Source organism: Desulfothermobacter acidiphilus, from assembly GCF_052073645.1.
GTDB lineage: Bacteria > Bacillota > Desulfotomaculia > Desulfotomaculales > Ammonificaceae > Desulfothermobacter > Desulfothermobacter acidiphilus.
Genome location: NZ_CM125440.1, coordinates 1,437,501 through 1,463,492, shown reverse-complemented (window position 1 = coordinate 1,463,492; position 25,992 = coordinate 1,437,501). Strand labels below are relative to the sequence as shown.

Annotated in this window: 19 protein-coding genes, 3 tRNA genes and 2 pseudogenes (1 of these 24 cut by a window edge); 20 read left to right on the top strand and 4 right to left on the bottom strand. The window is 58.8% G+C overall.

Annotated features, from left to right (window positions below; translation table 11 throughout):
• Window positions 1-28 precede the first annotated feature (28 nt).
• The 15 genes and pseudogenes from recO (at window position 29) to ACTLLP_RS07425 (ending at window position 15,251) form a co-directional block, all read left to right on the top strand.
• On the top strand, window positions 29-793 hold the full coding sequence (gene recO / locus ACTLLP_RS07495; RefSeq protein WP_441058503.1) for a DNA repair protein RecO: 765 nt from the start codon (window positions 29-31) through the stop codon (window positions 791-793).
• Entirely contained in the window at window positions 790-1,665 is an 876-nt protein-coding gene (glyQ, locus tag ACTLLP_RS07490; RefSeq protein WP_441058501.1) for a glycine--tRNA ligase subunit alpha, read from the top strand. Before recO ends, glyQ begins: the two co-directional genes overlap by 4 nt.
• A gap of 16 nt (window positions 1,666-1,681) precedes the next feature.
• On the top strand, window positions 1,682-3,754 hold the full coding sequence (gene glyS, locus ACTLLP_RS07485) for a glycine--tRNA ligase subunit beta (protein WP_441058499.1): 2,073 nt from the start codon (window positions 1,682-1,684) through the stop codon (window positions 3,752-3,754).
• 50 nt (window positions 3,755-3,804) lie between these two features.
• Window positions 3,805-4,485 carry a transcriptional regulator CcpN gene (gene ccpN / locus ACTLLP_RS07480; protein WP_441058497.1) on the top strand — a complete coding sequence of 227 codons (681 nt, stop codon included), beginning with the start codon at window positions 3,805-3,807 and terminating at the stop codon, window positions 4,483-4,485.
• 15 nt (window positions 4,486-4,500) lie between these two features.
• Window positions 4,501-5,325 (top strand): pyruvate, water dikinase regulatory protein, encoded by an 825-nt coding sequence (locus ACTLLP_RS07475; protein ID WP_441058495.1) that lies wholly within the window; start codon window positions 4,501-4,503, stop codon window positions 5,323-5,325.
• 26 nt (window positions 5,326-5,351) lie between these two features.
• Complete coding sequence (gene ppsA, locus ACTLLP_RS07470; RefSeq protein ID WP_441058493.1) at window positions 5,352-7,706, top strand: phosphoenolpyruvate synthase; 2,355 nt, start codon at window positions 5,352-5,354, stop codon at window positions 7,704-7,706.
• A 149-nt stretch (window positions 7,707-7,855) separates the two neighbouring features.
• A pseudogene (locus ACTLLP_RS07465) lies at window positions 7,856-9,303 on the top strand (ISLre2 family transposase).
• Window positions 9,304-9,476: 173 nt separating this feature from the next.
• Entirely contained in the window at window positions 9,477-10,040 is a 564-nt protein-coding gene (thpR, locus tag ACTLLP_RS07460) for an RNA 2',3'-cyclic phosphodiesterase (protein ID WP_441058491.1), read from the top strand.
• A gap of 10 nt (window positions 10,041-10,050) precedes the next feature.
• The gene (locus tag ACTLLP_RS07455; protein WP_441058489.1) at window positions 10,051-11,052 is read left to right on the top strand and encodes a deoxyguanosinetriphosphate triphosphohydrolase; all 1,002 of its coding nucleotides are present in this window, start codon (window positions 10,051-10,053) and stop codon (window positions 11,050-11,052) included.
• 84 nt (window positions 11,053-11,136) lie between these two features.
• Entirely contained in the window at window positions 11,137-12,975 is a 1,839-nt protein-coding gene (dnaG, locus tag ACTLLP_RS07450) for a DNA primase (protein ID WP_441058487.1), read from the top strand.
• Complete coding sequence (gene rpoD / locus ACTLLP_RS07445; RefSeq protein WP_441058485.1) at window positions 12,929-14,038, top strand: RNA polymerase sigma factor RpoD; 1,110 nt, start codon at window positions 12,929-12,931, stop codon at window positions 14,036-14,038. Before dnaG ends, rpoD begins: the two co-directional genes overlap by 47 nt.
• Window positions 14,039-14,098: 60 nt before the next feature.
• Window positions 14,099-14,174, top strand: a tRNA-Ile gene (locus tag ACTLLP_RS07440).
• An 18-nt stretch (window positions 14,175-14,192) separates the two neighbouring features.
• Window positions 14,193-14,267: transfer RNA gene (locus tag ACTLLP_RS07435), tRNA-Val, on the top strand.
• Between the two features lie 4 nt (window positions 14,268-14,271).
• Window positions 14,272-14,358: transfer RNA gene (locus ACTLLP_RS07430), tRNA-Leu, on the top strand.
• Between the two features lie 107 nt (window positions 14,359-14,465).
• Window positions 14,466-15,251 (top strand): class I SAM-dependent methyltransferase, encoded by a 786-nt coding sequence (locus ACTLLP_RS07425; protein WP_441058483.1) that lies wholly within the window; start codon window positions 14,466-14,468, stop codon window positions 15,249-15,251.
• On the opposite strand, the pseudogene ACTLLP_RS07420 reads toward ACTLLP_RS07425, so the two are convergent.
• Window positions 15,226-15,333: pseudogene (locus ACTLLP_RS07420) on the bottom strand (IS607 family transposase); the annotation flags it as partial. The gene ACTLLP_RS07425 and the pseudogene ACTLLP_RS07420 sit on opposite strands and share 26 nt — an antisense overlap.
• Window positions 15,334-15,682: 349 nt before the next feature.
• Between ACTLLP_RS07420 and acs the strand changes: the two are divergent.
• Together acs and ACTLLP_RS07410 are read left to right on the top strand one after the other, a co-directional pair.
• Window positions 15,683-17,782 carry an acetate--CoA ligase alpha subunit gene (acs, locus tag ACTLLP_RS07415; RefSeq protein ID WP_441058481.1) on the top strand — a complete coding sequence of 700 codons (2,100 nt, stop codon included), beginning with the start codon at window positions 15,683-15,685 and terminating at the stop codon, window positions 17,780-17,782.
• 11 nt (window positions 17,783-17,793) lie between these two features.
• Window positions 17,794-18,861 (top strand): phosphotransacetylase family protein, encoded by a 1,068-nt coding sequence (locus ACTLLP_RS07410; RefSeq protein ID WP_441058479.1) that lies wholly within the window; start codon window positions 17,794-17,796, stop codon window positions 18,859-18,861.
• Here ACTLLP_RS07410 and ACTLLP_RS07405 read toward each other — a convergent pair.
• The 3 genes from ACTLLP_RS07405 to ACTLLP_RS07395 are packed head-to-tail and all read right to left on the bottom strand — an operon-like array spanning window position 18,835 to window position 23,456.
• Complete coding sequence (locus ACTLLP_RS07405) at window positions 18,835-19,695, bottom strand: DegV family protein (protein WP_441058477.1); 861 nt, start codon at window positions 19,693-19,695, stop codon at window positions 18,835-18,837. The two genes, ACTLLP_RS07410 and ACTLLP_RS07405, sit on opposite strands and share 27 nt — an antisense overlap.
• 10 nt (window positions 19,696-19,705) lie before the next feature.
• Window positions 19,706-21,253 carry a DAK2 domain-containing protein gene (locus ACTLLP_RS07400; protein WP_441058475.1) on the bottom strand — a complete coding sequence of 516 codons (1,548 nt, stop codon included), beginning with the start codon at window positions 21,251-21,253 and terminating at the stop codon, window positions 19,706-19,708.
• Window positions 21,165-23,456: a transglycosylase domain-containing protein gene (locus tag ACTLLP_RS07395; RefSeq protein WP_441058473.1), complete on the bottom strand. Its 2,292-nt coding sequence runs from the start codon at window positions 23,454-23,456 to the stop codon at window positions 21,165-21,167. Before ACTLLP_RS07395 ends, ACTLLP_RS07400 begins: the two co-directional genes overlap by 89 nt.
• A 194-nt stretch (window positions 23,457-23,650) precedes the next feature.
• Here ACTLLP_RS07395 and tyrS point away from each other — a divergent pair, with 194 nt between their 5' ends.
• From tyrS to ACTLLP_RS07380, 3 genes are all read left to right on the top strand, one after another.
• Window positions 23,651-24,880, top strand: a complete 1,230-nt coding sequence (tyrS, locus tag ACTLLP_RS07390; protein ID WP_441058471.1) for a tyrosine--tRNA ligase — start codon at window positions 23,651-23,653, stop codon at window positions 24,878-24,880.
• Between the two features lie 36 nt (window positions 24,881-24,916).
• Window positions 24,917-25,582 (top strand): sporulation protein YunB, encoded by a 666-nt coding sequence (yunB, locus tag ACTLLP_RS07385; protein WP_441058469.1) that lies wholly within the window; start codon window positions 24,917-24,919, stop codon window positions 25,580-25,582.
• A gap of 130 nt (window positions 25,583-25,712) precedes the next feature.
• A protein-coding gene (locus ACTLLP_RS07380) for an ISL3 family transposase (RefSeq protein WP_441058467.1) crosses the window boundary here: on the top strand, window positions 25,713-25,992 show its 5' end (the start). 845 nt of this gene lie beyond the right edge of the window; the window shows 280 of its 1,125 coding nt (coding positions 1-280); its start codon is at window positions 25,713-25,715; the stop codon falls past the right edge of the window.

The window sequence follows — 25,992 nt, the reverse complement described above, 5'->3', positions numbered from 1 at the left end:
GGAGCTTTTCTTTTTCCGGGAGAAGTATATGTTTTGCTCTGGCATCGAAGGCGTGGTCTTGCGGATGTACCCCCTGCGCGAGGCCGATCGCCTTCTCACCATTTTCTCTTTGCAGCGAGGTAAGCTCACGGCTACAGCTTTTGGCGGAGCTCGGCCCTGCAGCCGTAAGCGGGTGAGCACATTGCCTTTTTGCCGCGCCCGCTTCTGGTTGCAGCGCCGGGGAGAATATTACCGGGTGGATCAAGCTGAGTCCTTGGAGTTCTTTCCTGCCCTGCACCAGCCCTACCTTTTAGGGTACGCTGGCTACTTGGCGGAATTGGTGGAAGGTTTTTCCCCGCTGGAGGAGCCTAATCCAGCTCTCTACCGTTTGCTGGTCAGTTCGCTACGCTGTCTCAGGCTCTGTCCGGAGCTAGTGGCGCAGAGTCTGGCCCTCAAGCTTTTGCGCTTGGCGGGGGTGGCGCCCGCTTTTAACCGCTGTTCTTCTTGCCAGCGGCCTCTGGATCCGAATTGGGACCGACTCTATTTTACCCCGCCTGGAGGGTTGCTTTGCTCCTCCTGCTATACGGTCCCAGAAGCTCCACCTCGCGCTTTGTCGCGGGGAAGCGCCAGGTTGTTGCGAGCTCTGGGCGAACTCCCTTTGCAGAAGGTCTTAACCCTCAAGGCGGCCCCGGCCACCCTGGAGGAAACGGAGGCTGCGGTGGCTGCTCTGGTCACCTTTCACCTGGGGCATACCCCCCGGTCGCTACTTTACTTACAGAATTTAGCAACATCGAGCGGGAGGCCAGAAGAGTGAATTTTCAACAATTGATTTTCGCTTTGGAGAGTTTTTGGTCGGCTAGGGGCTGTGTAATTCAGCAGCCCTATGATGTGGAAAAAGGAGCGGGGACCATGAACCCGGCCACCTTTTTCCGGGTGCTGGGGCCAGAGCCCTGGCGGGTGGCTTATGTGGAGCCCTCCCGGCGGCCAGCCGACGGCCGTTACGGTGAAAACCCTAATCGGCTGCAGCATTATTATCAGTACCAGGTCATCCTAAAGCCTTCCCCAGAGGATGTGGTGGAAATCTACCTGGAGAGTTTACGCTCGCTGGGCATTGATCCTTTGCACCATGACATCCGGCTGGTGGAGGATAACTGGGAGGCTCCCACGTTGGGGGCGTGGGGTTTGGGCTGGGAGGTCTGGCTGGACGGCATGGAAATAACCCAGTTCACCTATTTTCAGCAGTGCGGCGGCTTCGACCTTTACCCCGTATCTGCCGAGATAACTTACGGCCTAGAGCGGCTGGCCATGTACCTGCAGGAGGTGGACAGCGTTTTCGACATCGTGTGGGCCGATGGGGTAACTTACGGGGACATCCATCGCCAGGGAGAAGTGGAGCATTCCCGCTATAACTTTGAAGAGGCCGACATCTCCTTGCTCTTTTCTCTTTTCGAAAGCTACGCTCAGGAGGCGGAGCGAGTCCTGCAGGCGGGGCTGGTGCTTCCCGCTTACGATTATGTGCTCAAATGCTCCCATACCTTTAACCTACTGGAGGCCAGGGGGGCCATGGAGCAGGCCCTGCGAACCAGTTTTATGGCCCGCATGCGGGCGTTGGCCCGCCGGTGTGCCCAGGAATACTTGCAGCAACGCGAGCGGATGGGTTATCCCTTACTCGACCGCGGGCGATAGAGAGGATGGTGGAGAAATGCCGGATTTTTTATTGGAAATAGGTACGGAGGAGATACCGGCCCGCTTGTTGAGGTCGGCTTTGACAGAGTTGCAGACCAAAGCGGGTGAGTGGTTGAGTTCTTTGCGCCTCACCTACCGCAGAGTGCAGACTTACGGCACGCCCCGGCGCTTGGTGCTGCTGGTGCAAGAACTGGCGGAGCGACAGGAGGAACTGGTGCAGGAAGTCAAGGGGCCGGCTTGCGCCGTGGCCTTCGATGCGGAGGGGAAGCCCACCAAGGCCGCCCTGGGGTTCGCCCGCAGCCAAGGAGTGCGGGTGGAGGATCTGGTGGTGCGCCCGGTGGGAGAAACGGATTACGTTTTCGCCGTGCGGGTGGAGGAGGGACGCCCCACGCTGGAGGTGCTGCGCGACTTTGGGCCTCGGCTGATAACTTCGCTGAGCTTCCCTCGTTCCATGCGCTGGGGGGACAAGAAAATCGCTTTCATAAGGCCTATACGCTGGCTGCTGGCCCTTTACGGTGAGCAAGTGGTCCCTTTGGAGATTGACGGTCTGCGGGCTGATCGCTTAACCCGCGGACACCGCTTTTTGAGTTCGGGGGAGCTCGTGGTTGCCACTCCCGACGCCTATTTCGGATTGCTGCGGGAGCACTACGTGGTGCTGGACCCAGAGGAGCGCAAGAAGAGCATCCTTTCCCAGCTGGAGAAATTGGCGGAGCAGGAGGGCGGAGAAACACAGGCCGATCCGGAGCTCCTGGAAGAGGTAGCCAACCTGGTGGAATACGCCACTGCCTTTTGTGGCTCCTTCGATCCCGTTTTTTTGCAATTACCGGAGGCGGTGCTGGTGACCACCATGAGGGAGCACCAGCGTTATTTCCCCCTGCGCGACCGCCAGGGGAAGCTCTTGCCCCGCTTCCTGGCGGTGCATTCCAGTTCTCCGGGCAGCACCGATAGCATAAAGAAGGGTAACGAGCGGGTGCTGAAAGCTCGCCTGGCCGACGCGGCTTTCTTTTACCGCGAGGATCAGGCCCGGCCTCTGGCCGACCGGGTGGAGGGCCTCAAGCGCGTGGGTTTTATGGAAGGGTTAGGAACGCTCTACGATAAGACTCTGCGCCTGCGGGAGCTGGCAGCTTATCTGGCCCAGGAGCTGGGAGTGGACGAGGGTACCGCTCGGTTGCTGGACCGCGCTGCCTACCTGGCCAAAGCTGATCTTCTCACCCATATGGTGTACGAGTTCCCCGAGCTCCAGGGGATCATGGGCCGTGAGTACGCTCTGGCTTCCGGGGAAGATCCAGTGGTGGCCGAGGCTATTTACGAGCAATACCTGCCTCGCTTTGCCGGGGACGAACTTCCCCACACCCAGGCAGGTCGAATCCTCAGTCTGGCGGATAAAACCGATAATCTGGTGGGTTGCTTCGGCTTAGGGCTCATACCCACCGGTTCGCAGGATCCTTACGCTCTTCGGCGGCAGGCTCTGGGAGTGATCCGGACCATCATTTCTGCCCCTCTTTCGCTTTCCCTGGAGCGCCTGTGGGAACGGGCTTACCGGGCTTACGGTGGTAAGCTACCTCGCAGCCTGGACGAGGTGCTAAACTCCCTGCGCGACTTTTTCGCCCAGCGCCTGCGCGTGTTGTGGGGGGAGAAAATCCGTGCCGAAGTTATCGAGGCCGTGTTGGCGGTAGGCTTCGACGACTTAGACCGCGCTTGTCGGAGGGTGCAAGCTCTGGCGGCTTTTTGTTCCGATCCTGCTTTTCCGCTGCTTCACACCGCCTATCAGCGGGCGGTGAACATTCTTAAGGGGGATTTAAGCCAGGAGAAGCCTGATCCCTCGCTCTTTATCCATTCGGTGGAACAAGAGCTCTATGATACCCTCGCTACCCTGGAGGAAGAAGTGCAGCGCATGGTAGCCCAGGGCGATTATTTCGCCGCTTTACAACAGCTTTCCCGCCTCCACCAACCGCTGGACTGCTTTTTCGTGGGGGTGCTGGTAATGGACGAGAACCCGGCTATAAGGGCCAACCGGCTGGCTCTGCTAGCTTGGGTGGTGCGCCTGGTGCGTTTAATCGGAGATATTTCCTGCATTCCGTCACCCTGAAAGCAGGAATAGGAGGTAATGTGACGTATTAATATCGGGGAGAACACAAGTTGACGGTCGGTGCCGACCGTCTTAACCACAAAGGAGTAGGGGGAGGAGTGGTGGAACTCACCCGACGCCAGGAGGCTATCTTAGGTATCGTGCGGGCTGAGGGCCCTATAACCAGCGAGCAAATTGCCGAGCGTCTCAACGTGGCGCGTACCACTCTGCGCCCCGATCTGGCTCTGCTGACCATGGCTGGGTTGCTGGAGGCGCGCCCGCGGGTGGGATACTATTGCACCGGCAAATCGCCCACTGCGGTGGTGGCGGATAAAATCCGGCGCTACCGGGTTAGAGACCTGCAATCCTGCCCGGTGGTAGTGCCGGTGGAGAGCACGGTCTATAACGCCTTGGTGACGCTTTTTTTGGAGGATGTGGGCACCCTCTTTGTGGTGCGGGAGGGGGGACTTTTGGAGGGAGTGGTCTCGCGTAAGGACTTTTTGAAGTTGGCCTTTGGTGGGCAGGATTTCCGGACCGTACCAGTTAATATCATTATGACCCGCCGTCCCCATGTTATCACTACCCACCCGGAGGAGTTGGTGTGGGAGGCGGCGCAAAAAATGGTGACTCACGAAGTGGACGCCCTGCCGGTGGTGGAGCCGCTAGAATCCAGGCAAGAGCTGCGGGTGGTGGGGCGTTTTAGCAAGACTAACATCACCCGGCTTTTTGTAGAATTGGGGGAAGGGCGGTAGAGAGGGTTGGAAAATATGGACAGTCAACCGGTGGTTTACATCGTGTCCGACTCCATCGGCGAAACGGCCGAGTTAGTGGCGCGGGCCGCGGCCAGCCAATTCGACTCTGGTAAGGTGGAGGTGCGGCGCATTCCCTTTGTCACCCACGCCGAAGAAATTCCCGGCATAGTGGACCAGGCAGCGGAGGAGCGAGCGGTGATTGTATTCACTCTGGTAATGCCTGAGTCGCGGGCGATTCTGCAGCAGGAAGCTAGCCGCAAGGGAGTTAGGGCGGTGGACATCCTGGGGCCGGTACTGGAGGCTCTGGAGGCCTCTTTGGGGAGGCCGCCTCGCTTCGAACCCGGCCTGATGCGTAAGGTGGACGAGGAATATTTCCGCCGGGTGGAGGCCATCGAATTCGCCGTCAAGTACGATGACGGCAAGGACCCCCGGGGCCTGGCCATGGCCGACCTGGTGGTGTTAGGTGTTTCCCGGACTGGCAAGACGCCGCTTTGCATGTACCTGGCGCATAAGAAGATCAAAGCGGCCAACGTCCCTCTGGTCCCGGAGGTGCCTCTGCCCCAGGAGATCTTTTCTGTGCCTCGCGGCCGCCTGGTGGGCCTGATTGTGCAGCCGGAATACCTCATCCAGATACGCCGGGAGCGCCTAAAGGCCCTGGGCCTGCCCCCGGATGCCGAGTATTCCCGGCCAGAGCGGGTGTACAAGGAACTCGCCTACGCTCAGGAGGTGATGCACAAACTGGGTTGCGTGGCCATCGATGTGACCAACAAAGCGGTGGAGGAGACGGCGGGAAAAGTGCTGGAAGTGTATTACCGGGGCTCGCGGTACCACCCCGAGTAGATAAATTTTGGGAGGAGTGATAACCGGTGGGTTACCAATTCATCCGCTGGTTCCACGAGTTGAGCAAGAAAGACATTCCCCTGGTGGGGGGGAAAGGGGCCAATCTGGGGGAACTTACCCAGGCCGGCATACCGGTACCTCCCGGTTTTTGCGTTACCGCGGGAGCTTACAAGCACTTTATCGAGACCACCGGGCTGGCGTCCAAGATCAAAGGCATCATCGCGGCCGTGGACGTGGACAACCTGGAGCAGCTAATGCAGGAGACGGAAAAAGTACGCCAGCTCATCGTTTCTACCCCGGTGCCGCCAGAGATAGAAAAAGAAGTGGTGGCCGCTTACCGGGAGTTGGCGGGGAAAGGCCCTGACCCGGCGGTGGCGGTGCGGAGCTCGGCCACCGCGGAGGATTTGCCCGAAGCCTCTTTTGCCGGTCAACAGGAGACTTACCTCAATATGGTAGGAGCGGCGGAAGTGGTGGAAGCGGTGCGCAAGTGCTGGGCCTCGCTTTGGACCGCTAGGGCTACCGCTTACCGCCAGGCGCAGGGCTTCGATCATTTCGCCGTTTACCTAAGCGCCGTGGTGCAGAGGATGATCCAGTCGGAGCGCTCGGGAGTAGCCTTTACCGTCAACCCGGTCACGGGAAGACGGGATGAAATCATGATCAATGCCAGCTGGGGTCTGGGCGAGGCGGTGGTGAGCGGGGCGGTAACGCCTGACGAGTACCTGGTGGACAAGGGTACGCGCCGCATCAAAAGCAAAAATGTGGCGGCCAAGACGATCATGATCGTGGCCCGTCCGGATGCTCCCAGCGGCACGGTTAAAGTGGATGTGGCGCAGCACCTGGGTCCGGAGTATGTGGAAAAGCAATGCCTAGAGGACGACAAGATCCTGGAGCTCACCGATATCCTGCTGCGGGTGGAGAGGCACTATGGCTCCCCTCAGGACATCGAGTGGGGGTATGAAAAAGGTAAATTTTATATTTTGCAGTCCCGCCCGGTCACCGCTCTGGACAAAATGGAAAAAGAAGGCAAAGCGGAGGAGCGGCTGAGCGAAGCCAAAGTATTGGTGCAAGGCATGGGGGCTTCCCCCGGTATTGCTGCCGGTACGGTGGTGCTGGTCAAGAACTTCGATGATATCACCCGGGTCAAAGAAGGCTCGGTGCTGGTGACCACCATGACTAATCCCGATATGGTGCCGGCCATGAAGCGGGCCGCGGCCATCGTTACTGATGAAGGCGGGCGCACCTGCCACGCTGCCATTGTTTCCCGGGAGCTGGGCATCCCCTGCATCGTGGGTTCTCAGAATGCCACTGCGGTGCTGAGCGAGGGGATGGAAGTGACGGTGGACGCTACCCGGGGGGTGGTTTACGAAGGCAAGGTGGCGCTGGAGCAGCCGGCACCCGCGGTCCAGCCCGGCGCCGCCGCTTTACCGGTGGACTTCTGGCAACAACTGGCTCCGGTCACAGCCACCAAAATCTACATGAACCTGGGGGAGCCAGAGGCCGTAGCGCGCTACAAAGACCTGCCCTTCGACGGGATAGGGCTCATGCGCACCGAATTCATTTTCACCGACCATATCGGTGCTCACCCTATCTACCTCCTACGTACCGGCCAGGAGAAGTTCTTCATCGACCGGCTAGCTGAAGGCATAGCCACCGTGGCTCAGGCGGTCTTCCCTCGCCCTATCGTCGTCCGCTTCAGTGATTTCCGCACCAACGAGTTCCGGGGCCTGAAGGGTGGAGAAGAGGTGGAGCCGGTGGAGAACAACCCCATGATCGGCTGGCGGGGGGTTTCCCGCTACATATCTCCCGAGTATGAAGAGGGCTTCCGCCTGGAGTGCCGCGCCATGCGGAAGGTGCGGGAACAGTACCAACTCACCAACGTCTGGGCCATGCTTCCCTTCGTCCGCACCACCTGGGAAGTGGAGCGGGTGCTTAAGATCATGGCCGAGGAGGGGCTTTCCTCCAATAGCGATTTCAAGGTCTGGATCATGGCCGAAGTGCCGGCGGTGGTTTTCTTGGCCGAGGAGTTCTGCCGCTATGTGGATGGGTTCAGTGTCGGCTCCAACGACCTCACCCAGCTTATTCTGGGGGCGGATCGCGACTCCGGCATTTTAGAGCGCATGGGCTACTTCGACGAGCGCAACCCGGCGGTGACCCGGGCCATCGCCCGGCTGATCGAGGTGGCACACCAGCACGGCCGAACCGTTTCCATCTGCGGTCAAGGGCCTTCGGTCTACCCGGAGCTCACCGAGTTTCTGGTGCGCTGCGGCATCGACAGTGTGAGCGTGAACCCCGACATGGTGCTGCGTACGCGGCGTCTGGTGGCCAGCGTAGAGCAGAAAATTGTTCTGGAAGCGCTGCGCCGCCCCATGAGCGGGATCTAGCTTCTTCGATGCCCGGCCCTTCCTCGCGAGAACTCTGCCCCCATCGCCGAGGGCGTACAATTTCAGTAGGTGACGGAGGAGACTCATGAAGGAGGAGACCTCGCCCCTCACGGACAATTTTCATGGACTGAAAGGAGGAGCGAGGTCTCATGCACAGTCAACCTATTTCAGACATTCAACCTCTTGCGGACATAATCCTTCTTCTGGGGGAGAAAGTTAGCAAACTAATTACCGAATGCCGCGACTTCTACAAGCTCGAAGAAGAAGTGTACAAGCTCTCTCAAGAAGCTTGCGTGAAGATCTTCGCCTGGGCCCTCGAGGAAATAGACACCTGGCTCGTGAACGCCCGGGACAAGCGCACCTGGAAGTGATAGGCTTTCGGGAAAGAACCGTAGTTAGCAGCTTTGGGGAATTCAAAGTAAAAAGGCGGCTTTACAGGAACAAAAAGACGGGAGAGGCCAGGTTTCTTCTTGACGAGGTTCTGGGCTGGCCGGAGAGGTCTAGATGCACGCCGCGTTTGAAGGAGATGGCGGTGAAGCTTGGGAGCGAAGTACCCTTCAGGCGGGCAGCGGAAATTCTCGGTTATTTTGTCCCTGGGATAAGCGCCATGGCGGTGTGGCAGGCCGTGCAGGAAGCAGGAGAAGCACTCAGGCAGGAGGGAGAGTCCAGGAGAGAAGCCGTTTTTGAGAAGGGAGAGACACCCGAAGGTAAAGAGAAGACCTCCAGGCTTTACATAGAGGCCGACGGGATGGTGGTAAGGCTTCAAAGGAGCGGAGAGAAAAGGAAAGAGGTCAAACTCTTCGTAGCTTACACAGGCAAAGAAGCGATTGGGGGTGGCCGGAAGGCTTTAAAGGACAAGCTGGTAACGAGCGGTGTAGGCGAAGGGGAGAGGATGTGGGAGGAAGTTTACTCTGGGGTAGCGAGCCGGTGGGACATGGGCCAGGTGAAGGAAATATACCTTGGGAGCGACGGGGCGGAGTGGGCCAAGCAGGGGGTAGATTACTTCCCCGGGGCAGTGCACGTTTTGGACCCTTACCATTTGAACCGGCGGCTTATAGAGGCTTTTTGGCACGATGAGGAGGCCTATAGTAGGATCAGGCAGGCCATTTATCTGGGGGACTGGGAGAAGGTAGAAGAGATTATGGGAGGAGCAGCGAGGAGAGTTCGCGGGGCTAAGAGGAGGAGAATAGAGAAGCTCTGGCAGTATCTCAAGGAGAACTGGTCGGGGATAGTTACCTCTTCTGCTGCCGAGCATCTGGGGGCCATAGAGGGGCAGGTACAGCACAACGTGGCGCGGCGGATGAAGCGGTTGGGAGCCAGCTGGACGGAGGCAGGAGCAGACAGGATGGCGCGGGTTTTGGCTGCTCGAGCCAACGGGGTGCTCGGGAGGCACACTTCTCGTTGGCCGGTACTGCTGGCCAAGCAAGAACATTTGGCTCAGGCGGTGCGGTTGGAGGTAAAGCGGAAGATAGAGGAGGCGGGGAGTTGGCTTAAAGCGGGGTTGCCGGCATTGAGAGGACCCTCTGCCGGAGCTCCATGGGTGAAGCATGTGTTGCGGGAACTAAGCCGGCCTAGCCTCAGTAGTTTGATCCCTTAATGGCGCAGGTACCGGGACTATCCTGGCGGCGAGGTTTCCATGAAGAGAAGTTTTCTCCCGAACCACCTACTAACTCTTGACGCGCACCCCCATCGCCTGGCGTCTTGTCTCGGAGGTGGAGGCGTGCTATACTTAGCTTTTGCGAATGCTATTTTCAGGCAGGCGGTAGATGGATGGAAGTGAAGTGGCGCCTGTTTTGGGCCGTGGCTTTGCCCGCTGCCCTGCGCCGGCAACTATCCGAGTTGCAGCGGCAGCTGGGCTTTTCTTCCCGGCAGGTCAAGTGGGTGGAAGAGGGAAACCTCCACCTCACGGTGCGCTTTTTGGGCGATACCCCCCATAAACAGGTGGAAGCTATAAAAGAGGCGGTAGCTCTTCACTTGTCTGGGGTACCAGCCTTCGTGAGTGAGGTTGATCGCCTGGGTGCTTTCCCCTCTCTCCGGCGACCGCGGGTGCTTTGGGTGGGAGTGAAGGCTCATCCTCTGCTTTCTCGCCTGCACGGGGCGGTGGAAGCGGCGGTGCGGCAGCTAGGTTTCGCTCCCGAAGAGCGACCCTTCGCTCCTCATATTACCCTGGGCCGGGTGCGGGAACGGGAGGAGTTGGGCGCTGATCGCCTGGCGCAGGTTTCTTTCCCCCCGGCTCCCCTGCCGGTGGACGAGTTAGTGCTTTTTCGCAGCGTCTTGAGCGCTGAGGGCCCGCTTTATCAGCCGCTGGCAGCGCTCAGACTGCTCGAGAGCTGAGGTGAAAGGTTTGTCTCTGGGGCGGACTTATTGGGAGGAGCTGGAGGAAAAGATCCTTTCCCCTCACGCCTGCCTCAGCCGGAGGACGCGGGGACGCCAGTTGCCGGAGGAACCCTGTTCGGTGCGGACCGAGTTCCAACGCGATCGTGACCGTATCATTCATAGCAAGAGTTTCCGGCGCCTGAAGTATAAGACCCAGGTCTTCCTCATCCCTGAGGGGGACCACTACCGCACGCGTCTAACCCACACCCTGGAAGTGACTCAAATCGCCCGCACCATAGCTCGGGGGCTGCGGCTAAACGAGGATTTGACTGAAGCCATAGCCCTAGGGCACGACTTGGGGCATACCCCCTTCGGGCACACGGGGGAGCAGGCTTTAGCCGAGGTTTTTCCTGGTTTCCGGCATAACGAGCAAAGTCTGCGGGTGGTGGACCTGCTGGAGAAGGGTACGGGGCTTAACCTCACCTTCGAGGTGCGCGATGGTATTCTCAACCACACCGGTCCCAACTCGCCGGCTACTCTCGAGGGGCAGATAGTCCGGCTGGCCGATCGCATAGCCTATATCAACCACGATATCGACGACGCTTTACGAGGGGGGGTGCTGGTGCCGGAAGATCTGCCAGGCGATTGTGTAGAGTTCCTGGGCCACCGCCATAGCCAGCGTATAAATACAATGGTTCTGGACATTATTCAGGAAAGCAGAGATCGGCCGGAAATACGCATGAGCGAGCCGGTGCGGCAGGCCATCACCAGGTTGCGAGAGTTCCTCTTCGAACGCGTCTACCTGGGCTCGGCAGCCAAGCGGGAAGAGGGCAAAGCGCGCCACGTGGTGCAGTTTTTATTCCATTATTTCGTCAAGCACCCCCAGCATCTGCCCCGGGAATACTTGCAGCGGGTAGAGGAGTTTGGCCTGGAGCGAGTGGTGGCGGATTACATTGCCGGCATGACCGATCGGTACGCAGTTACCCAGTTCGCCAACCTATGTTTGCCCCGCGGTTTCTCGGTATTCTAAACAGTTACTGTTGGAAGCAGGAAAAACTTTTTCGACGGCGAACTTTATACCCTGAGGCGTTTATCAAAGTGAGGGGTACGATCTTTGCGCGGTTATATGCCACCGGAATTCGTCCGCGAGGTGCTGGATCGTACAGATATCGTGTTGCTGGTGGGCGAATATGTCCGCCTGCAACGTCGGGGGAAGAATTACGTCGGGCTATGTCCCTTTCACCCCGAGCGTACGCCTTCCTTCACTGTCTCGCCGCAGAAACAGTTTTTTTACTGTTTCGGCTGCGGGGCGGGCGGTGACGCCATCAAGTTCCTTATGCTGCGAGAAAAGTTGGATTTTCTGGAGGCCTTAGAGAAACTGGCGGCGCGAGCGGGCCTGTCCCTACCCCCTCAGAGCTCAGACCCTTCCTGGATGGCTCGTCGCCGGGAACTGGAGGAGGGGGAAAAGCTACACCGCTTGGCGCTGGAGTTTTTCACGGCGATGCTGTGGGGAGAAAAAGGTGCTCCGGCGCGGCGCTACTTGGAAAAGCGAGGAGTGAGCGAGGAGGCGGCCCGCCGCTTCGGTCTGGGTTACGCCCCCTCGGAAGCGGATAGCCTGCTTCATTTCCTCCAAGCCCAGGGAGCGAGCGTGGAAGCAGCGCTCAAGTGGGGCTTGGCTTCACGCACCGCTACCGGCCAGGTAGTGTGCCGCTTCTGCGGCCGATTGATCTTTCCCATTTTTACCCCCCAAGGCAAGGTGGTGGGATTCGGGGGGCGAGCTCTAGATGACACCGTTCAACCTAAATACTTAAACTCGCCGGAGACCCCGCTCTTTAATAAGCGCAACGAGTTGTACGCTCTGGCTCAGGCCAAGGAAACTATTCGAACACAGGGCTTCGCCGTGATGGTGGAGGGTTATTTCGATGCTTTGAGCTTGCATCAATTTGGCTTCACCTACGCGGTAGCCAGCCTGGGCACCAGTCTAACCCAGGAGCAGGCCTCCAAGCTGGCTCGCTACACCGGGAAGGTTTACATCGCTTACGATCGCGACCGGGCGGGTGAGGCCGCTACCTGGCGGGGTTTGGATATTCTGGATCAAGCGGGGCTGGAGGTGTTAGTGGTGGAACTCCCGGAGGGGCAGGACCCGGACGAGTTTCTGCGTTCCGCGGGCCCCGCGGCTTGGGAAGAGCTCCTGGCTCGCTCTCTGCCCTTGCTGGTGTATAAGGGGCAGAGACTGGCGGCGGGGGGACTGGTGACGGCGCGGGATAAGCTGCAGGCGCTGCGAGCTCTGCTCCCTAACCTGGCCCATCTGAGCACCTGGGCCGAGCGAGAAGAAGCTATCCGGCTGGTGAGCCAGCTCACCGGGATGGGCTGGGAGGTGGTTCGGGACGAGCTCCAGCGCTTTGAGTCGGAGGCCGGGCCAGCTACCGGGCTAAAAAGCAGTAAAAATGCTAAAAATAAACACGAAATCTCCGGCGTGCCGCGAGCCCAAATTGAGGCCGAGACCAAGGTGTTGCGGGCGTTGCTGCGCTGGCCTGAGCTGTTGGCGCAGGTGGAGGCTGAGGGAGGGGAGGAGCTCTTTATCCTCTCTGAGTGCCGGGCGGTGTACCGGGCCTTGTCCGGGGCGCTGGCGGCGGGAGAAGAGCTGCGACCTTCGGTGCTATCCGGGCAACTGCCTGAAGAGGCCATGGGCATGGCGGCGGCGATCTTAATCGAGGAGGAAGAGGCGATTCCCTGGGAAGATTGCCTGCGCTTTCTGCGCGCCAGCCGCTGGAAAAGGCGGCGGAGGCAACTGGCGGGAAAGCTGAGCTTGGCCGAGAAGCAGGGCAATGAGGCCAAGGTGCAGCAGATTCTTTCGGAGTTCCAGTCCCTGCTTATTCTGGAACAGAAGGGAGGGGAAATGGATAATGAGCGGGAAAGGAAACCGGGCCGAGGTGCAGTCGCACCAGAATGAGATCGAGCAACTGCTGGCCAAAGGCCGCAAAGCGGGAGTCCTTACTTACGCGGAGATAATGGACGATCTGCAGGGCATGGATCTTTCGCCCGAGCAGATAGATGAAATATACGAGCGCCTGGCAGCGGAGGGGATAGATGTGGTACCCGAGGCGCAGGACTTAACCGAAGGGGAAGCTAAGGAAGAAAAGATTTCCGGGGAAGAAGGCGAGGAACTCGGCGTTCCGGAGGGCATCGAAGTCGATGATCCGGTGCGGATGTATCTTAAAGAGATCGGGCGCATCTCTCTCTTGACTCCCGAGGAAGAGATCGAGTTGGCCAAAAGAATGGAGCAGGGGGACGAGGAAGCCAAGCGCCGTCTCATCGAGGCCAACTTGCGCCTGGTGGTTTCCATTGCCAAGCGCTACGTGGGGCGGGGGATGCTCTTTCTCGATCTGATCCAGGAAGGCAATCTGGGGCTCATCAAAGCGGTGGAAAAATTCGACTGGCGGAAAGGATACAAGTTTTCCACCTACGCCACCTGGTGGATACGTCAGGCTATAACCAGGGCCATTGCCGATCAGGCTCGCACCATTCGCATTCCGGTGCACATGGTGGAAACCATCAATAAGCTGGTTCGCATCTCCCGGCAGCTGGTACAGGAACTGGGGCGGGAGCCCACCCCGGAGGAAATCGCCGAGAAGATGGGCACCTCTCCCGACAAGGTGCGGGAAATCATGAAGGTGGCGCAAGAGCCAGTGAGCTTAGAGACGCCTATAGGCGAAGAGGAGGATTCGCACCTGGGCGATTTCATTGAAGACCAGGAAGCCCAGGCGCCAGCGGACGAAGCTTCTTACGCCTTGCTGCGGGAGCAGCTAGACGAAGTGTTACAGAGCCTTACTCCCCGGGAGCAGAAGGTGCTGCGGCTGCGTTTTGGTTTAGACGATGGGCATGCCCGCACGCTCGAAGAAGTGGGGCAGAAATTTGGCGTCACTCGGGAGCGCATAAGGCAGATCGAAGCCAAAACCCTGCGCAAACTCAGACACCCCAGCCGTTCTAAGAAGCTCAAAGACTATATCGAGTGAAAGCGATCGGCCGTTACCCTGGTTGACGGCCGATCTTCTTTTTCTGTATAATAGCAGCTGGGGCCCATAGCTCAACGGTCAGAGCAGCGGACTCATAATCCGTTGGTTCCAGGTTCGAATCCTGGTGGGCCCACCAGGTGAATTTTTTATTTTCGGGCGATTAGCTCAGGGGGAGAGCACCTGCCTTACAAGCAGGGGGTCGGAGGTTCGAACCCTCCATCGCCCACCAGGATGCCGGGGTGGTGGAATTGGCAGACGCGCCGGACTCAAAATCCGGTGGCCGCGAGGCCGTGCGGGTTCGAGTCCCGCCCCCGGCACCATTTGCTTTTATAGGGAATAGGCACTGGAGGCGAGTTACAGGTCGTGCAAGATGCATAACCCCCGGCGCAGCAAAGAGTTTTTGGTTTAAAGCTTGGGGAGGTTGGCCATGGCAACCAGGGCCTGGAACGGTGATGAATACGATGTGGTTTCCCAGCAGCGTTTTGCAGTGGGAGATCTCCTGATCCGGCTTGCGGCAGTCCGATCTGGAGAGGATGTTCTTGACGTTGGCTGCGGCACGGGGGAGCTGACCCTTAAGTTGGCAAAGATAGCCTACCCGGGGCGGGTGCTTGGCATCGACAATGCTCCGGAAATGATCGGGGTAGCGCTAAGCAAGGCAAAAGCTACCGGTGTGCAAAACCTCGAGTTCCGGGTGCAGGACATGCGGGATCTGGATTTAGTGGACGAGTTCGATGTGGTTTTTTCGAATTCGGCGTTGCAATGGGTCTGGGAACAGGAGACGGTGTTGACGGCGCTCTTCCGTGCCCTGCGGCCCGGAGGCAGGTTGGCGCTTCAGTTCACGGCGAAGGATTTCTCCCCGCCATTGCTAAGAGCACTGGAGGCAGTAGCAACAATGATGATCCCGGGGTGCCCGTGCCGGAGTGGGAAATATCCTTGGTTTATGGGGGAAGAGGAAAGCTATCGTAGATTGGTAAAAACCGTGGGCTTCTCAGAAGCGAAAGTGTGGCGGGAGAAATGGACGCTTTACTTTCCTGCGGCGGAAGCGGCGGTAGCTTTTTTCCGGGCCGCTGGCCTGCAGCCTTATCTCGCCTTACTGCCGGAAGCGTCCCATGCTGCCTTTTGTATGCGGCTAGCCGAAGAACTAGAGGCTATCTGCGGCTGCGGCGAAATAGAATTGCCGTTCGATAGGCTGTTCGTTTTGGGACAGAAGTGACCACTCTCTCTACCTCGCCTCTCTTCGCCATGTTGAGGAGCTTCGTGAGGCTTCTTCTCTTCTCGTTCACCCCGCTGGTGATCTATTGAATCACTTCGTGGTTGGCAGCTGCGCATCCCCGAATCGTGGCAGGTTTTTCAAAAACAAGCGTGTCAACCTCTTCCAGGCTCTCGCCACCGCCAGCAGGCGGCGTGTCATAATCCCGGGCCTCGGCACAAGGCTTACCCCCTTCCGCAGCAACCCCTCTGTCCCCTCGCGAGGCTGTCCAGCAGGGCCGGACACTCGGGCTTTAGCCCTGGGGAGGCTCAGCTCCAAAAAGTTAACCGGCAAAGACCCCTTTCTTGGTTTTTTGAAGGGGAAAGGAGGAACCATACCGAAAGTAAAGAGTTGGTGGTGTTTCGGTGATAACCCAGAGGGGGGAACGGAAAGGCATGTTGGAAGCCCTTTTTCGGCCGCGAAGCGTGGCGGTAGTAGGTGCTTCGCAGGATCGTACCAAGATAGGCAACATCATCGTTCGTAACATATTGGCCTCTGGCTATCGGGGGAAAATCTACCCTATCAACCCCCGCGCCGAAGAAGTCGAAGGGCTGCGCTGTTTTCCCTCGGTGACGGCCGTGGGGGCGGGAGCAGTTGATCTGGCAGTGATAGCTGTACCGGCTACAGCGGTGCTGGAGGTGGCGCGCGATTGCGGCAAGGCTGGGGTCAAGGTGCTGGTGGTAATCTCGGCTGGATTTCGCGAGACGGGCAAAGAGGGTTTGGCTAAAGAGCAGGAACTGGTATCCATTTGCCGGGAGCACGGAATGCGCCTGCTAGGTCCCAATTGCGTAGGGGTGACGGATACCCATGCGCCTCTCAATGCTTCTTTTGCTGCTGGTTTCCCTCATCAAGGCGAGATAGCTTTTATCTCCCAGAGCGGGGCCATGCTGGTGGCTATTCTGGACTGGAGCTTGAAAGAGAATATTGGCTTTTCCCAGTTCGTGAGCATGGGTAACAAGGCCGACCTAAACGAGACCGACCTCATAGAGGCGGCGGCCAATGACCCCAATACCAAGGTGATCCTATGCTATCTGGAGGACATCAAGGAGGGGCAGCGATTCCTAGAGGTGGCGGAGCAGGTGACTCTCGAGAAGCCGGTGGTGGTATTGAAATCGGGTGTGAGCGAGGCGGGAGCCAAGGCTGCTTCCTCGCACACCGGAGCGCTGGCGGGTTCCAACGTGGCTTACGATACCGCCTTCCGGCAGGTGGGAGTTATCCGGGTGGACACCATGCGGGAGCTCTTCGATCTGGCGGTGGTATTCGCCCGGCAGCCGGTCCCCCGGGGTAAGAAGGTGGCCATCGTCACCAACGCCGGGGGCGCGGGGATTGTGGCGGCGGACAGCGTGGAGCGGCAGGGACTGGAGATGGCGCGCTTCGATCGGGAGACGCTGGAGGAACTACGCAACCAGTTGCCCCCTGCCTCTAACATCTTCAACCCCGTGGATGTGCTAGGTGACGCCCGACGCGATCGCTACGAGGCGGCGTTAAACCAGGTGCTGGGAGACGATAATACCGATGGGGTGATAGTCATAACCTGCCCCACCGCGGTGTCCGATCCCGAAGGGGTGGCCCAGACCATGATCGAGCTTCACGCTCGTTTTCCTCACAAGCCCATGCTGGCGGTGCTCATGGGCGGGGAAAGCATGGCCGGGGGGCTGAAATTGCTCACCCAGGCCGGCATTCCCTGCTTCACTTTTCCCGAGTTGGCGGTGGGGGCGCTGGCGGGGTTGGTACGCTACGGCTCCATTAAAACGCGCCCCCCCAGGGAAGAGACTCCGGTTTATCCGGACGTGCGCCCGGAAGAGGTGAAGCGCATTCTGGAGCGGGTGCGCCAGGAGCGCCGGCGCTCTCTCCTTTCCAGCGAAGGGGCAGCGGTGGCTGCCGCTTATGGCATTAAGGTGGCTCCTATCCAGTTGGCCCAGCGGGCGGCTGAGGCCGTGGCCATCGCAGCGGAACTCGGTTACCCGGTGGTGCTGAAAGTGGCCTCACCCGACATACTACACAAGACCGATATCGGAGGGGTCCGGGTGGGCTTGAAAACGCCGGACGAAATCCGACAGGCTTTCTGGGAGATTATGGAGAGTGCGGCGCGTCACTTCCCACAAGCCAACCTTTTTGGGGTAGAGGTGCAAAAGATGTGCCCTCGGGGAGTAGAACTCATCGTGGGTATGACGCGCGATCTCCAATTTGGCCCCCTCATAGCTTTTGGCCTGGGCGGTGTGTACGTGAACTTGCTGAAAGACGCTGCTTTCCGGCTGGCATGGGGCCTAGGCTCTAGAGAGGCGGAGTCCATGATCCGGGAGACCAAAGCTTACGATTTATTGCGAGGTTTCCGGGGCGAAAAACCCGCCGATCTGAAGGCGGTGGTGGAAGTGGTGGGCAGAGTGGCTCAATTGGTGAGTGATTTTCCTGATTTGGTGGAAATGGACATTAACCCGGTTTTCGCCTACCCGCAGGGCGCGGTGGCGGTGGACGTTAAGATGACAATTCGGTGAGGTGAGCAAATATGGGAGTTCTTTACTTCGTGGGCGCGGCTGGGAGCGGAAAGACGGCAGTAGCTCTGGGTTTGGCCTTGCACCTCCGTGAACGGGGGACGGTGGTGCGCTATTTTAAACCGGTAGGTAACCCCCCGGGGGCAGTGGGAGGCGGGGATCGCGACGCTGCTCTGATGCAGACGGTTCTTGGGCTTCCTTTCTCTCCGGAGGAACTCGCCCCTCTGTCGCTGGGCAATTATTACCTCTCCACTTATCGGGACCGGGCGGCGTGTCGGCAGCAAGTGCTGGCGGCTTACAGCAAAGTAGCCTCTGGAGCCTCAGCCTTGCTGGTGGACGGTGCCGCGCATCCCTGGGCTATGGCTTCAATGGGGTTAGACGCTTTTGCGTTGGCGCGGGAATGGGGTGCTACGCTGGTCTGTTTGTTACGCCCACTCAACGACCGCAGCTTGGACGAGATTCTTTTCCTAGGGCGTTGCGGCCGGGAAATGGGAGTGAAGTTGGCCGGAGTGATCTTCAACAATGTTCCCCGAATGCTCCTGGCTAAGGCGGAAGGTCTTTACCGGGAAATTCTGGCCGAGCAAGGGCTGAAGACACTGGGGGTCATTCCGCACCAGACCGAGCTCAGCGCCCCCACAGTGGCTGAGTTTTACGAACTCCTGGGCGGCGAGATCCTCACCGGAGAGGGTCGGATGGGCAATGTGGTGGAAGATGTGCTGGTGGGAGCCATGACCCTGGAGAGCGCTTTGGCCTATTTCAGGCGCTCGGCCAATAAGGCAGTTATCACCGGTGGTGACCGTACCGAGATTGCCCTGGCCGCCTTGGAGACCGATGTTTCGGTACTGATCCTCACAGGGGGCATTTATCCCGATATGAGAGTGATTGTGCGGGCCTCGGAGAAGGGGGTTCCGGTGATTCTGGTGCATTACGATACTTACACGGTGATAAGCCGTCTGGCCGAAGCCACCCGCGTCATTCGCCCGGGCGATGAACGAGCTATCTCCTTGGCCCGGGAAGTGGTAGCTGCGCACTGCGATCTCGATCAGCTGATTTCTCTAGCTACCGAGGAGCACGAGTCTTAACGGGGTAACCGCTAACCCGTAAACGCTAGGGCCAGCGTGGGCAGCCACCACTGCGCCTACTCTGGCGGTGATTATCCGGCTGCTCGGCGGTAAGAGCATGGTGGCCAGTTCCTGAAGCTCGGACAGAGGCTCGGGATCGCCGGAATAGAGCAATTGGCAATAGAGCGGTTCCCCAGCTACTGCTGCGGCGGCCTCCACCATACGCCGCCGCAGTGCGCGTTTTCCCCGGACCTTTTCTTGGGGGCAGATGATCCCCTCCTCAAAGGTGAGGAGGGGCTTTATGTTCAGGAGGGTGCCCAGGAGAGCCTGGGCTTTGCCTATCCGTCCACCGCGTTGCAGATAGTCGAGCGAAGAGACAGAAAAGAAGGCGCGGGTATGCTCTAAGCAAGCTCTAGCCCGGTTCGCCACCTCTTCATGTTTCGCCCCCTCCCGGGCCAGGCGTGCCGCTGTTTCCACAGCTACTCCCATCGCTAGGGTGACCAACCGCGAGTCGATCAACGTGATCCGAGCTCCGGAAACCAACTGGCTGGCGACTCGGGCGGAGTGCACGGTGCCGCTTAAACCGCTGGAGATATGGATAGAAACTATGCTTTTCCCGTCCTGGTGCAGCTGCTGGTAAACCGCAGCGAAATCCACCGGGGATGGCTGAGAGGTGCGGGCTATCTCTCCCGCCAGGAGGCGACGGTAGAACTCTTCCAGTTCGATTTCCTCCCGGTCGCGATAGCTAGCTTCTCCCAGAAGGAGGCGCAAGGGGACGACGCTTATTCCCAGTTCTTCGATCAGGTCCTTCGGCAAGTCGGCCGTGCTATCGGTTACTACTGCCACTTGGCTCATCGTGTTCACCTCACTCCAGCAGCAAGAGCAGGGGGTAATAGGGCTGACTTCCCTCCTGGATTTCCACTTCCATCCAGGGGAAAGAGGTGGCCAGCAGCGAGGCCAGGGTTTCGGCTTCTGCCGGGGAGCAGTCCTGGCCCCAGAAAAGGGTGAGCACTTCCCGGCCTTCGGCCAAAGAGCCCACGGCTTCTAGCAGCACCTGCTTAAGCTCCGCGCCGGCGCTCAGCAAGCGATCCTGTTCTAGAGCCAGAAAATCGCCTTTCTTTATTTCCCGGCCTTCCCAGCGCGAATCCCGCATCGCCCTAGTTATACTGATCGTGATTGCAGAGTTGGCGGCCTGGCACATGGCGCGGTAATTTTCTTCCAGCTGGCGCTCCTGGTCGAAGGCCAGCAGAGCTCGCAGTCCCTGGGGTTGGCTCCGCGTAGGAACCACCTTCACTTCCCGGTCGGCTAATTCCTGGGCCATCTCGGCGGTGAGAAGGATATTAGGGTGGTTAGGGAGCAGTATTACTCCTGCGGCGCCGGTAGCGCGGATACCCTCGAGCAGCTGAGCAACGCTGGGGTTCATGGTGGCTCCTCCCTCCACTATTTGCGCTCCTAGCTGGCGGAAAAGATTGGCGAACCCCTCCCCTTGGACTATCGCCGTCACTCCCATCGAGCGGTGTTTCTGCACCTGCTGCTGCAGATTATCGATTTTAACTTCGAGCAAACTCCCCTGTTTTATGGCTTCTTCCAGCACCAGGCCAGGGTGTTCGGTGTGGATATGCACTTTTAGCAAGCGGTGGTCGCCCACCACCATAAGCGAATCCCCCAGCGGTGTCAGAGCTCGCTTTAAAGCTCCGGAGTCGAGCGATTCTCCCTGGAGCAATAGTTCGGTGCAATAGGAGCGAGTGAGGTGCTGACTGGAGGGGGGCCGGCGGGCGGCTACCGGGGGAGCGTGGCTGAGTTCTTGCTTGCGGCGCATCCCCTCCAAGATGGCGGTGAACCCCTGGCCGCCGGCGTCCACTACCCCGGCCTCCTGGAGCAGGGGCAACAGCTTGGGGGTCTCCTCCAGGGCAGCTGCGGCTGCTCGCAGACTAGCTACCAGCAAGCGCAGCAGGTTACGGCTTCGTTGCGCCACTTCCTCAGCTTCCCGCGCCGCCTCTCGGACCACGGTGAGAATGGTGCCCTCGGTGGGCCGATCCACTGCCCGGTAAGCCAGGCGAGTTCCTGCTTCCAAGGCCCGGGCGATGTCTTCCGCCGAAGCCGTATCCTTCTCCCTTAAAACCTGAGCGAATCCCTGCATCACCTGAGATAGAATCACTCCGGAATTACCCCGTGCTCCCAGAAGAGCTCCCTCGGCAGCACGAGCGGTTACTTCCCCGATGGCGAGCGGAGGAGGGTCTCCTACCGCGGCCACGGCAGCTGCTAGCGTGGCGTGCATATTAGAGCCTGTATCCCCGTCCGGCACCGGGAAAACGTTAAGGCGGTCAATTTCTTCTCGGTGCTGGCTCAGCCATTCCAAGGCTTGGCGAAGGAGAGAGGCGAAGAGGGGACCGTCTATCCTTTCTACCAGCATGATCAGTGCTCCTTTCCTGACCTTGATCTAGCGATGATGGTGGGGATGGAGGAGGAGACGGCTGCTGGTGCAGGTTGCAGCTGGCGGTGGGTACGCGCAGCCGGTAGTCTTCTACGAAGGGAGGCACCTGGTAAGGGCGTTTGATCAAAACCTTGGTAACTTTCTCCGGGCAGTGCTCGGTGGCCAGGAGACCGGAAATGGCGCATACATCCACCAGTACCCTGGTGTCGTCCGCCTGGGTAGGGACTGTTCCCTCAGCGAAAAGATCGGTCACCAAATCTTCTGGTGGAGTCAAAGGACCGGGCAATAACCCTGATTTGCCATCTACGGTGGCCGAAACGATCCCGGGCGGGCGAGCGAAATTTTTCGCAGGGGACGACTTTAAAGCTTCGGCCATAATCTGTCGCCAGATTAAGGCTGGCTTCCCCCCGCCGAACTCGCTTTTCATGGGTCGGGGCTGGTCGTAACCTATCCAAACCACCCCCACCAGTTCTGGGGTGTAACCGCAAAACCACACATCTTTTCCTTCGTCGGTGGTGCCTGTCTTGCCGGCTACCGGTCGGCTGCCTAGACGAGCGTTTTGCCCCGTTCCCTTTTCTACTGCCGAGCGCAGCATATCGGTGACCAAGTAAGCAGTGGTGGGTTTCATCACCTGCAACGGCTGCACCCGACGCTCCTCCAGCACTGCCCCGGTGCGCGTTTCCACCCGCAGGATAGCGGTGGCCGGGGCCAACTGCCCCTGATTGGCCAAGGCGGCGTAAGCCTGGGCCATCTGCAGCGGGGTTACTCCCTCATCCAGTCCCCCCAGCGCTATGCCTAGCTGGGCTCGAGCAGGGTCTAACTTGATGCCTAAGCGGGCTACGAAAGCGACGGCCTGATCTACTCCCACTTTATTTAGCAACTGCACGGCCACCGAATTGATGGAAAGGGCGAGAGCTGTCCTCAAAGTGACCAGTCCCCGGTAGCGGCCATCGTGGTTGCGCGGTTCGTAGGAGCCGAAGCGCACCGGGATGTCGTCGTAAACGGTGGCAGGGGAATGTCCCAGAAACTCGATGGCTGGGGCGTAAGCGATGAGGGGCTTAAAAGCGGAACCCGGCTGGCGGCGGGCGTGAACCGCCCTATTAAATCCCTGACGCACCATGGGTTGCCCTCTGCCTCCCACCAGCGCCAGGATCGAGCCGGTCTGGGGATCGAGTATCACCACCGCCCCTTGAGGCTGGACTACCCCTTGCTTATCGGCTACCGAGGCCGGGAAGTTCTGCGGTTGATTGAACACCTTTTCCGCCACCGCTTGAATTTGAGGGTCCATGGTAGTGTAAACTCTTAGTCCCTCCCGGAATACCCGGTCGGCCCCGTAGCGCTCTACGAGCTGCTCGGTTACGTAATCCACGAAGTAAGTTCCTGTGACCCCGCTACCGGTGGCTCCGGGGTGGAGTTCCAGCGGCTTTTCCTTCAGAGCCTGAGCTCGGTTAGCCTCCAGAAATCCGTGACGCACCATGGCGTCTAGAACCTGGTCACATCGCTGCCGCGCCGCGGCCGGATTTTCGAATGGGGCGTAGGCGGAGGGGGCTTGGACTAGACCAGCCAAGAGAGCGCCTTCCTTCAGGGTTAGCTGGGAGACCTCCTTGTTGAAATAAATGCGAGCTGCAGCCTGGATGCCATAGGCACCGGTCCCAAAATAAACGTGGTTGAGGTAAGCTTCCAGGATCTCCTGCTTGGTGTAGTGCCGTTCGATGGCCAGAGCCAGAACGGCTTCCTGGATCTTGCGCTTCCAGGACCTCTCCTGCGTTAGGAAGCAATTACGGGCCAGCTGCTGGGTGATGGTGCTGCCTCCTTCGTAGATCCCTCGCTTAGTAAAGTTGTTCCGGAGGGCACGAAGAACGCCGCGAAAATCTATTCCCCGGTGGTCGTAAAACCGGGAGTCTTCCACCGCCAGAAAGGCGTTCTGCACTTCCAGAGGCACTTCTCCCAGCTTAACCGGTACCCGGTACTGGCTTCCGATCTCGGTGATGAGTTTTCCTTGCCCATCGTAGATAAGCGTGGAAGAATCACCGGTAAGTTTTTGCGGATCGAAAGCGGGCAAGTCCTTAAGGCTATAGATGACCGCTCCTGCTCCGGCGGCTACGACGAAAGTAACGGCCAGGAGAACGAGCAGGGAAAATAGGCGAAACCAATTTAATTTCTTCTTACGGCGCCGCGCCATAGGTCTATCCTTATTCCTACCGGGTTAATTTGGGCAAAATTATACACCAGATTAGGCCTCAAGGTAAAAGAAACTTAACCGCCCCGGAATTTCCTGGAAATCAGAGCAGTAAAGCTTGCAGTTAGCCCACAGGCATGGCTAAATTAAATTCGGGAGCGTTTTCTATAATTGATTAGGAGGAGGGTACGTAAAATTTGTTAGATCTAGAAGAACAACTCCGCCTAATTCGGCGGGGAGTGGCCGAAATAATCACCGAGGAAGAACTTACGCGCAAGCTGGAGCGTTCGCTAGCCACCGGAATCCCCCTTAACGTCAAGCTGGGCCTTGATCCCACCGCGCCCGACATCCACCTGGGTCACACGGTGGTGCTGCAAAAGCTGCGCCACTTTCAGGAATTGGGTCACCGGGTGATCATCGTTTTGGGAGATTTCACCGCCCGCATTGGCGATCCCACCGGAAAGCTAGAGACCCGCAAGCAACTCACCGAAGAGGAGGTGCTGGCCAACGCCCGTACCTATAAAGAACAAATCTTCAAAGTTCTGGATGCGGAGAGGACGGAGGTGGTTTTCAATAGCTCTTGGCTGGCGCCTCTCACCTTCGCCGAGGTAATCAAGTTGGCGGCCCACTACACGGTGGCGCGAATGTTGGAGCGGGAAGATTTCAACAAGCGTTTTCGTTCCGGCCTTCCCATCTCCATTCACGAGTTTTTCTACCCGCTAATGCAGGGATACGATTCGGTAGCCCTGCGAGCCGATGTGGAACTCGGAGGGACCGATCAGCGCTTCAACCTTCTCATGGGGCGCACCCTGCAGGAAGCTTACGGGCAAGAGCCCCAGGTGGCCGTCATGACCCCTATACTGGAGGGGCTGGACGGCGTTCAAAAGATGTCCAAAAGCCTGGGTAACTATGTGGGAGTGACCGATCCGCCGGGGGAAATGTATGGCAAGCTCATGTCTCTTCCCGACCACCTGATTACCCGCTACTTGCGCTTGTTAACAGACGTACCTGAGGAGGAAATCGATCGCTTGGAGCGGGAAATGCAGGCGGGACGGCTCAATCCCCGCGACGCCAAGATGTTCCTGGCTCGCACTATCGTCTGCCGTTTTCATTCCGAGGAGGCAGCGCTTCAAGCCGAGGAAGAATTTATTCGTATTTTCCGGCACCGGGAACTGCCCAGCGACCTGCCGGAATACCTTCCTCCGCCCGAATTGCGACGAGAGGGGAAGCTTCCCTTGTACCGCCTCCTGCATCTCAGCGGCTTGGCTGCCACCCTCAGCGAGGCGCGTCGCCTTATCCTCCAGGGAGGAGTGCGGGTCAACGAGGAGAAAATCACCGATCCCCAGGCCCTGGTGGAGCTCCGTCCGGGCACGGTTATCCGAGCCGGCAAGCGGCGTTTTGTGCGTCTGGCCGGGTCACCCGAATAGAATAAGACAAAGTTGGCTTTGTGAAGGTGACACCTGGTGCTACCGGGAGGGCGGCCCCGCTACTGGATATGGACCTTACTCTTCCTGCCGCTGGTAGGCGTGGGAATCATGTTGATCGTCTTTCTAGATCGCAACCTTTTGCCCACCGTGAACGCCCTGGCCGAGGCCAGGGCCACCCAGACGGCGGTGGAACGCATCAACCGGGTGATAAGAGCTCGGATCAGAGAAGAAAATTTGCGATACCAGGACTTTGTCATCGTGCACAAAGACAACGAGGGCCGGGTGGCATTGCTTCAGGCGGACGCCGTGCGCGTCTCGGCTTTGGCGGCAGATCTGGCTGTCACGGTGGAGGAAGCCCTGGCCCAGCTGCAGGAGGAGAGTTTCTCCATACCCATGGGGCAGGTTCTAGGGAGCCAACTCCTGGCCAGCTACGGTCCCAACATACGCGTACATATCCTTCCGGTGGGCACGGTCAAGGTTAAAGTGCTGGATCAGCTGGAGACAGCCGGCATCAATCAGACCCGGCACCGCCTGCTGCTGCACCTGGACGCTCAGGTGCGAGTGGTCGTGCCCTTGCAACACCGTGACATACCAATTACGGCTGAGGTTCCGCTGGTGGAAGGAGTCATCGTAGGCACCGTTCCTAACACTCTGCTAACGGGGGGCGGTGTAATATCGTTTCCCGTGGAGGGAAAACACTAAAAGCCCCGTTGTTTAAACCTCCTTCTCTTGGGCTCTAAGCTAAAAAGTGTGGAGTAAGAAGGAGGAGGCGGCCGAAGAGCCAAGGGATAGTTTAGCACACCACAACCCCGAAGGAGGCTCTCGACCGCCTATGAAACAGTTTATAGCGGAACTTCTGGGACTGCAAGGATGGATTATCTACCGGGTAAAGATCGAATCAGATAGGATTGACGTATACGCCGGGCGACCGAGGGAAGAAGCCAGCTGTCCTTCCTGCCAGACTCTTACCCGGCGGGTTCACGACCGGTCGCGCGAGTGGAGGCCAAAACTGCACACCCGATGCAACGGGCTACCGGTTTACCTCTGGGTACGCCCCCGCCGGTTCAAATGCCCGAATTGCGGGAAGGTATTCACTGAAAGATTTCCGGGTA

Excerpts from the sequence above, each read along its gene's own strand:
- ACTLLP_RS07410 (WP_441058479.1), top strand. The coding sequence starts at position 17,794 with ATGGGAGTTCTTTACTTCGTGGGCGCGGCTGGGAGCGGAAAGACGGCA.
- ACTLLP_RS07425 (WP_441058483.1), top strand. The coding sequence starts at position 14,466 with ATGGCAACCAGGGCCTGGAACGGTGATGAATACGATGTGGTTTCCCAG.
- glyS (WP_441058499.1), top strand. The coding sequence starts at position 1,682 with ATGCCGGATTTTTTATTGGAAATAGGTACGGAGGAGATACCGGCCCGC.
- ACTLLP_RS07395 (WP_441058473.1), bottom strand. The coding sequence starts at position 23,456 with ATGGCGCGGCGCCGTAAGAAGAAATTAAATTGGTTTCGCCTATTTTCC.
- ACTLLP_RS07400 (WP_441058475.1), bottom strand. The coding sequence starts at position 21,253 with ATGCTGGTAGAAAGGATAGACGGTCCCCTCTTCGCCTCTCTCCTTCGC.
- recO (WP_441058503.1), top strand. The coding sequence starts at position 29 with ATGTTTTGCTCTGGCATCGAAGGCGTGGTCTTGCGGATGTACCCCCTG.
- acs (WP_441058481.1), top strand. The coding sequence starts at position 15,683 with ATGTTGGAAGCCCTTTTTCGGCCGCGAAGCGTGGCGGTAGTAGGTGCT.
- ACTLLP_RS07475 (WP_441058495.1), top strand. The coding sequence starts at position 4,501 with ATGGACAGTCAACCGGTGGTTTACATCGTGTCCGACTCCATCGGCGAA.
- thpR (WP_441058491.1), top strand. The coding sequence starts at position 9,477 with ATGGAAGTGAAGTGGCGCCTGTTTTGGGCCGTGGCTTTGCCCGCTGCC.
- rpoD (WP_441058485.1), top strand. The coding sequence starts at position 12,929 with ATGAGCGGGAAAGGAAACCGGGCCGAGGTGCAGTCGCACCAGAATGAG.
- ACTLLP_RS07405 (WP_441058477.1), bottom strand. The coding sequence starts at position 19,695 with ATGAGCCAAGTGGCAGTAGTAACCGATAGCACGGCCGACTTGCCGAAG.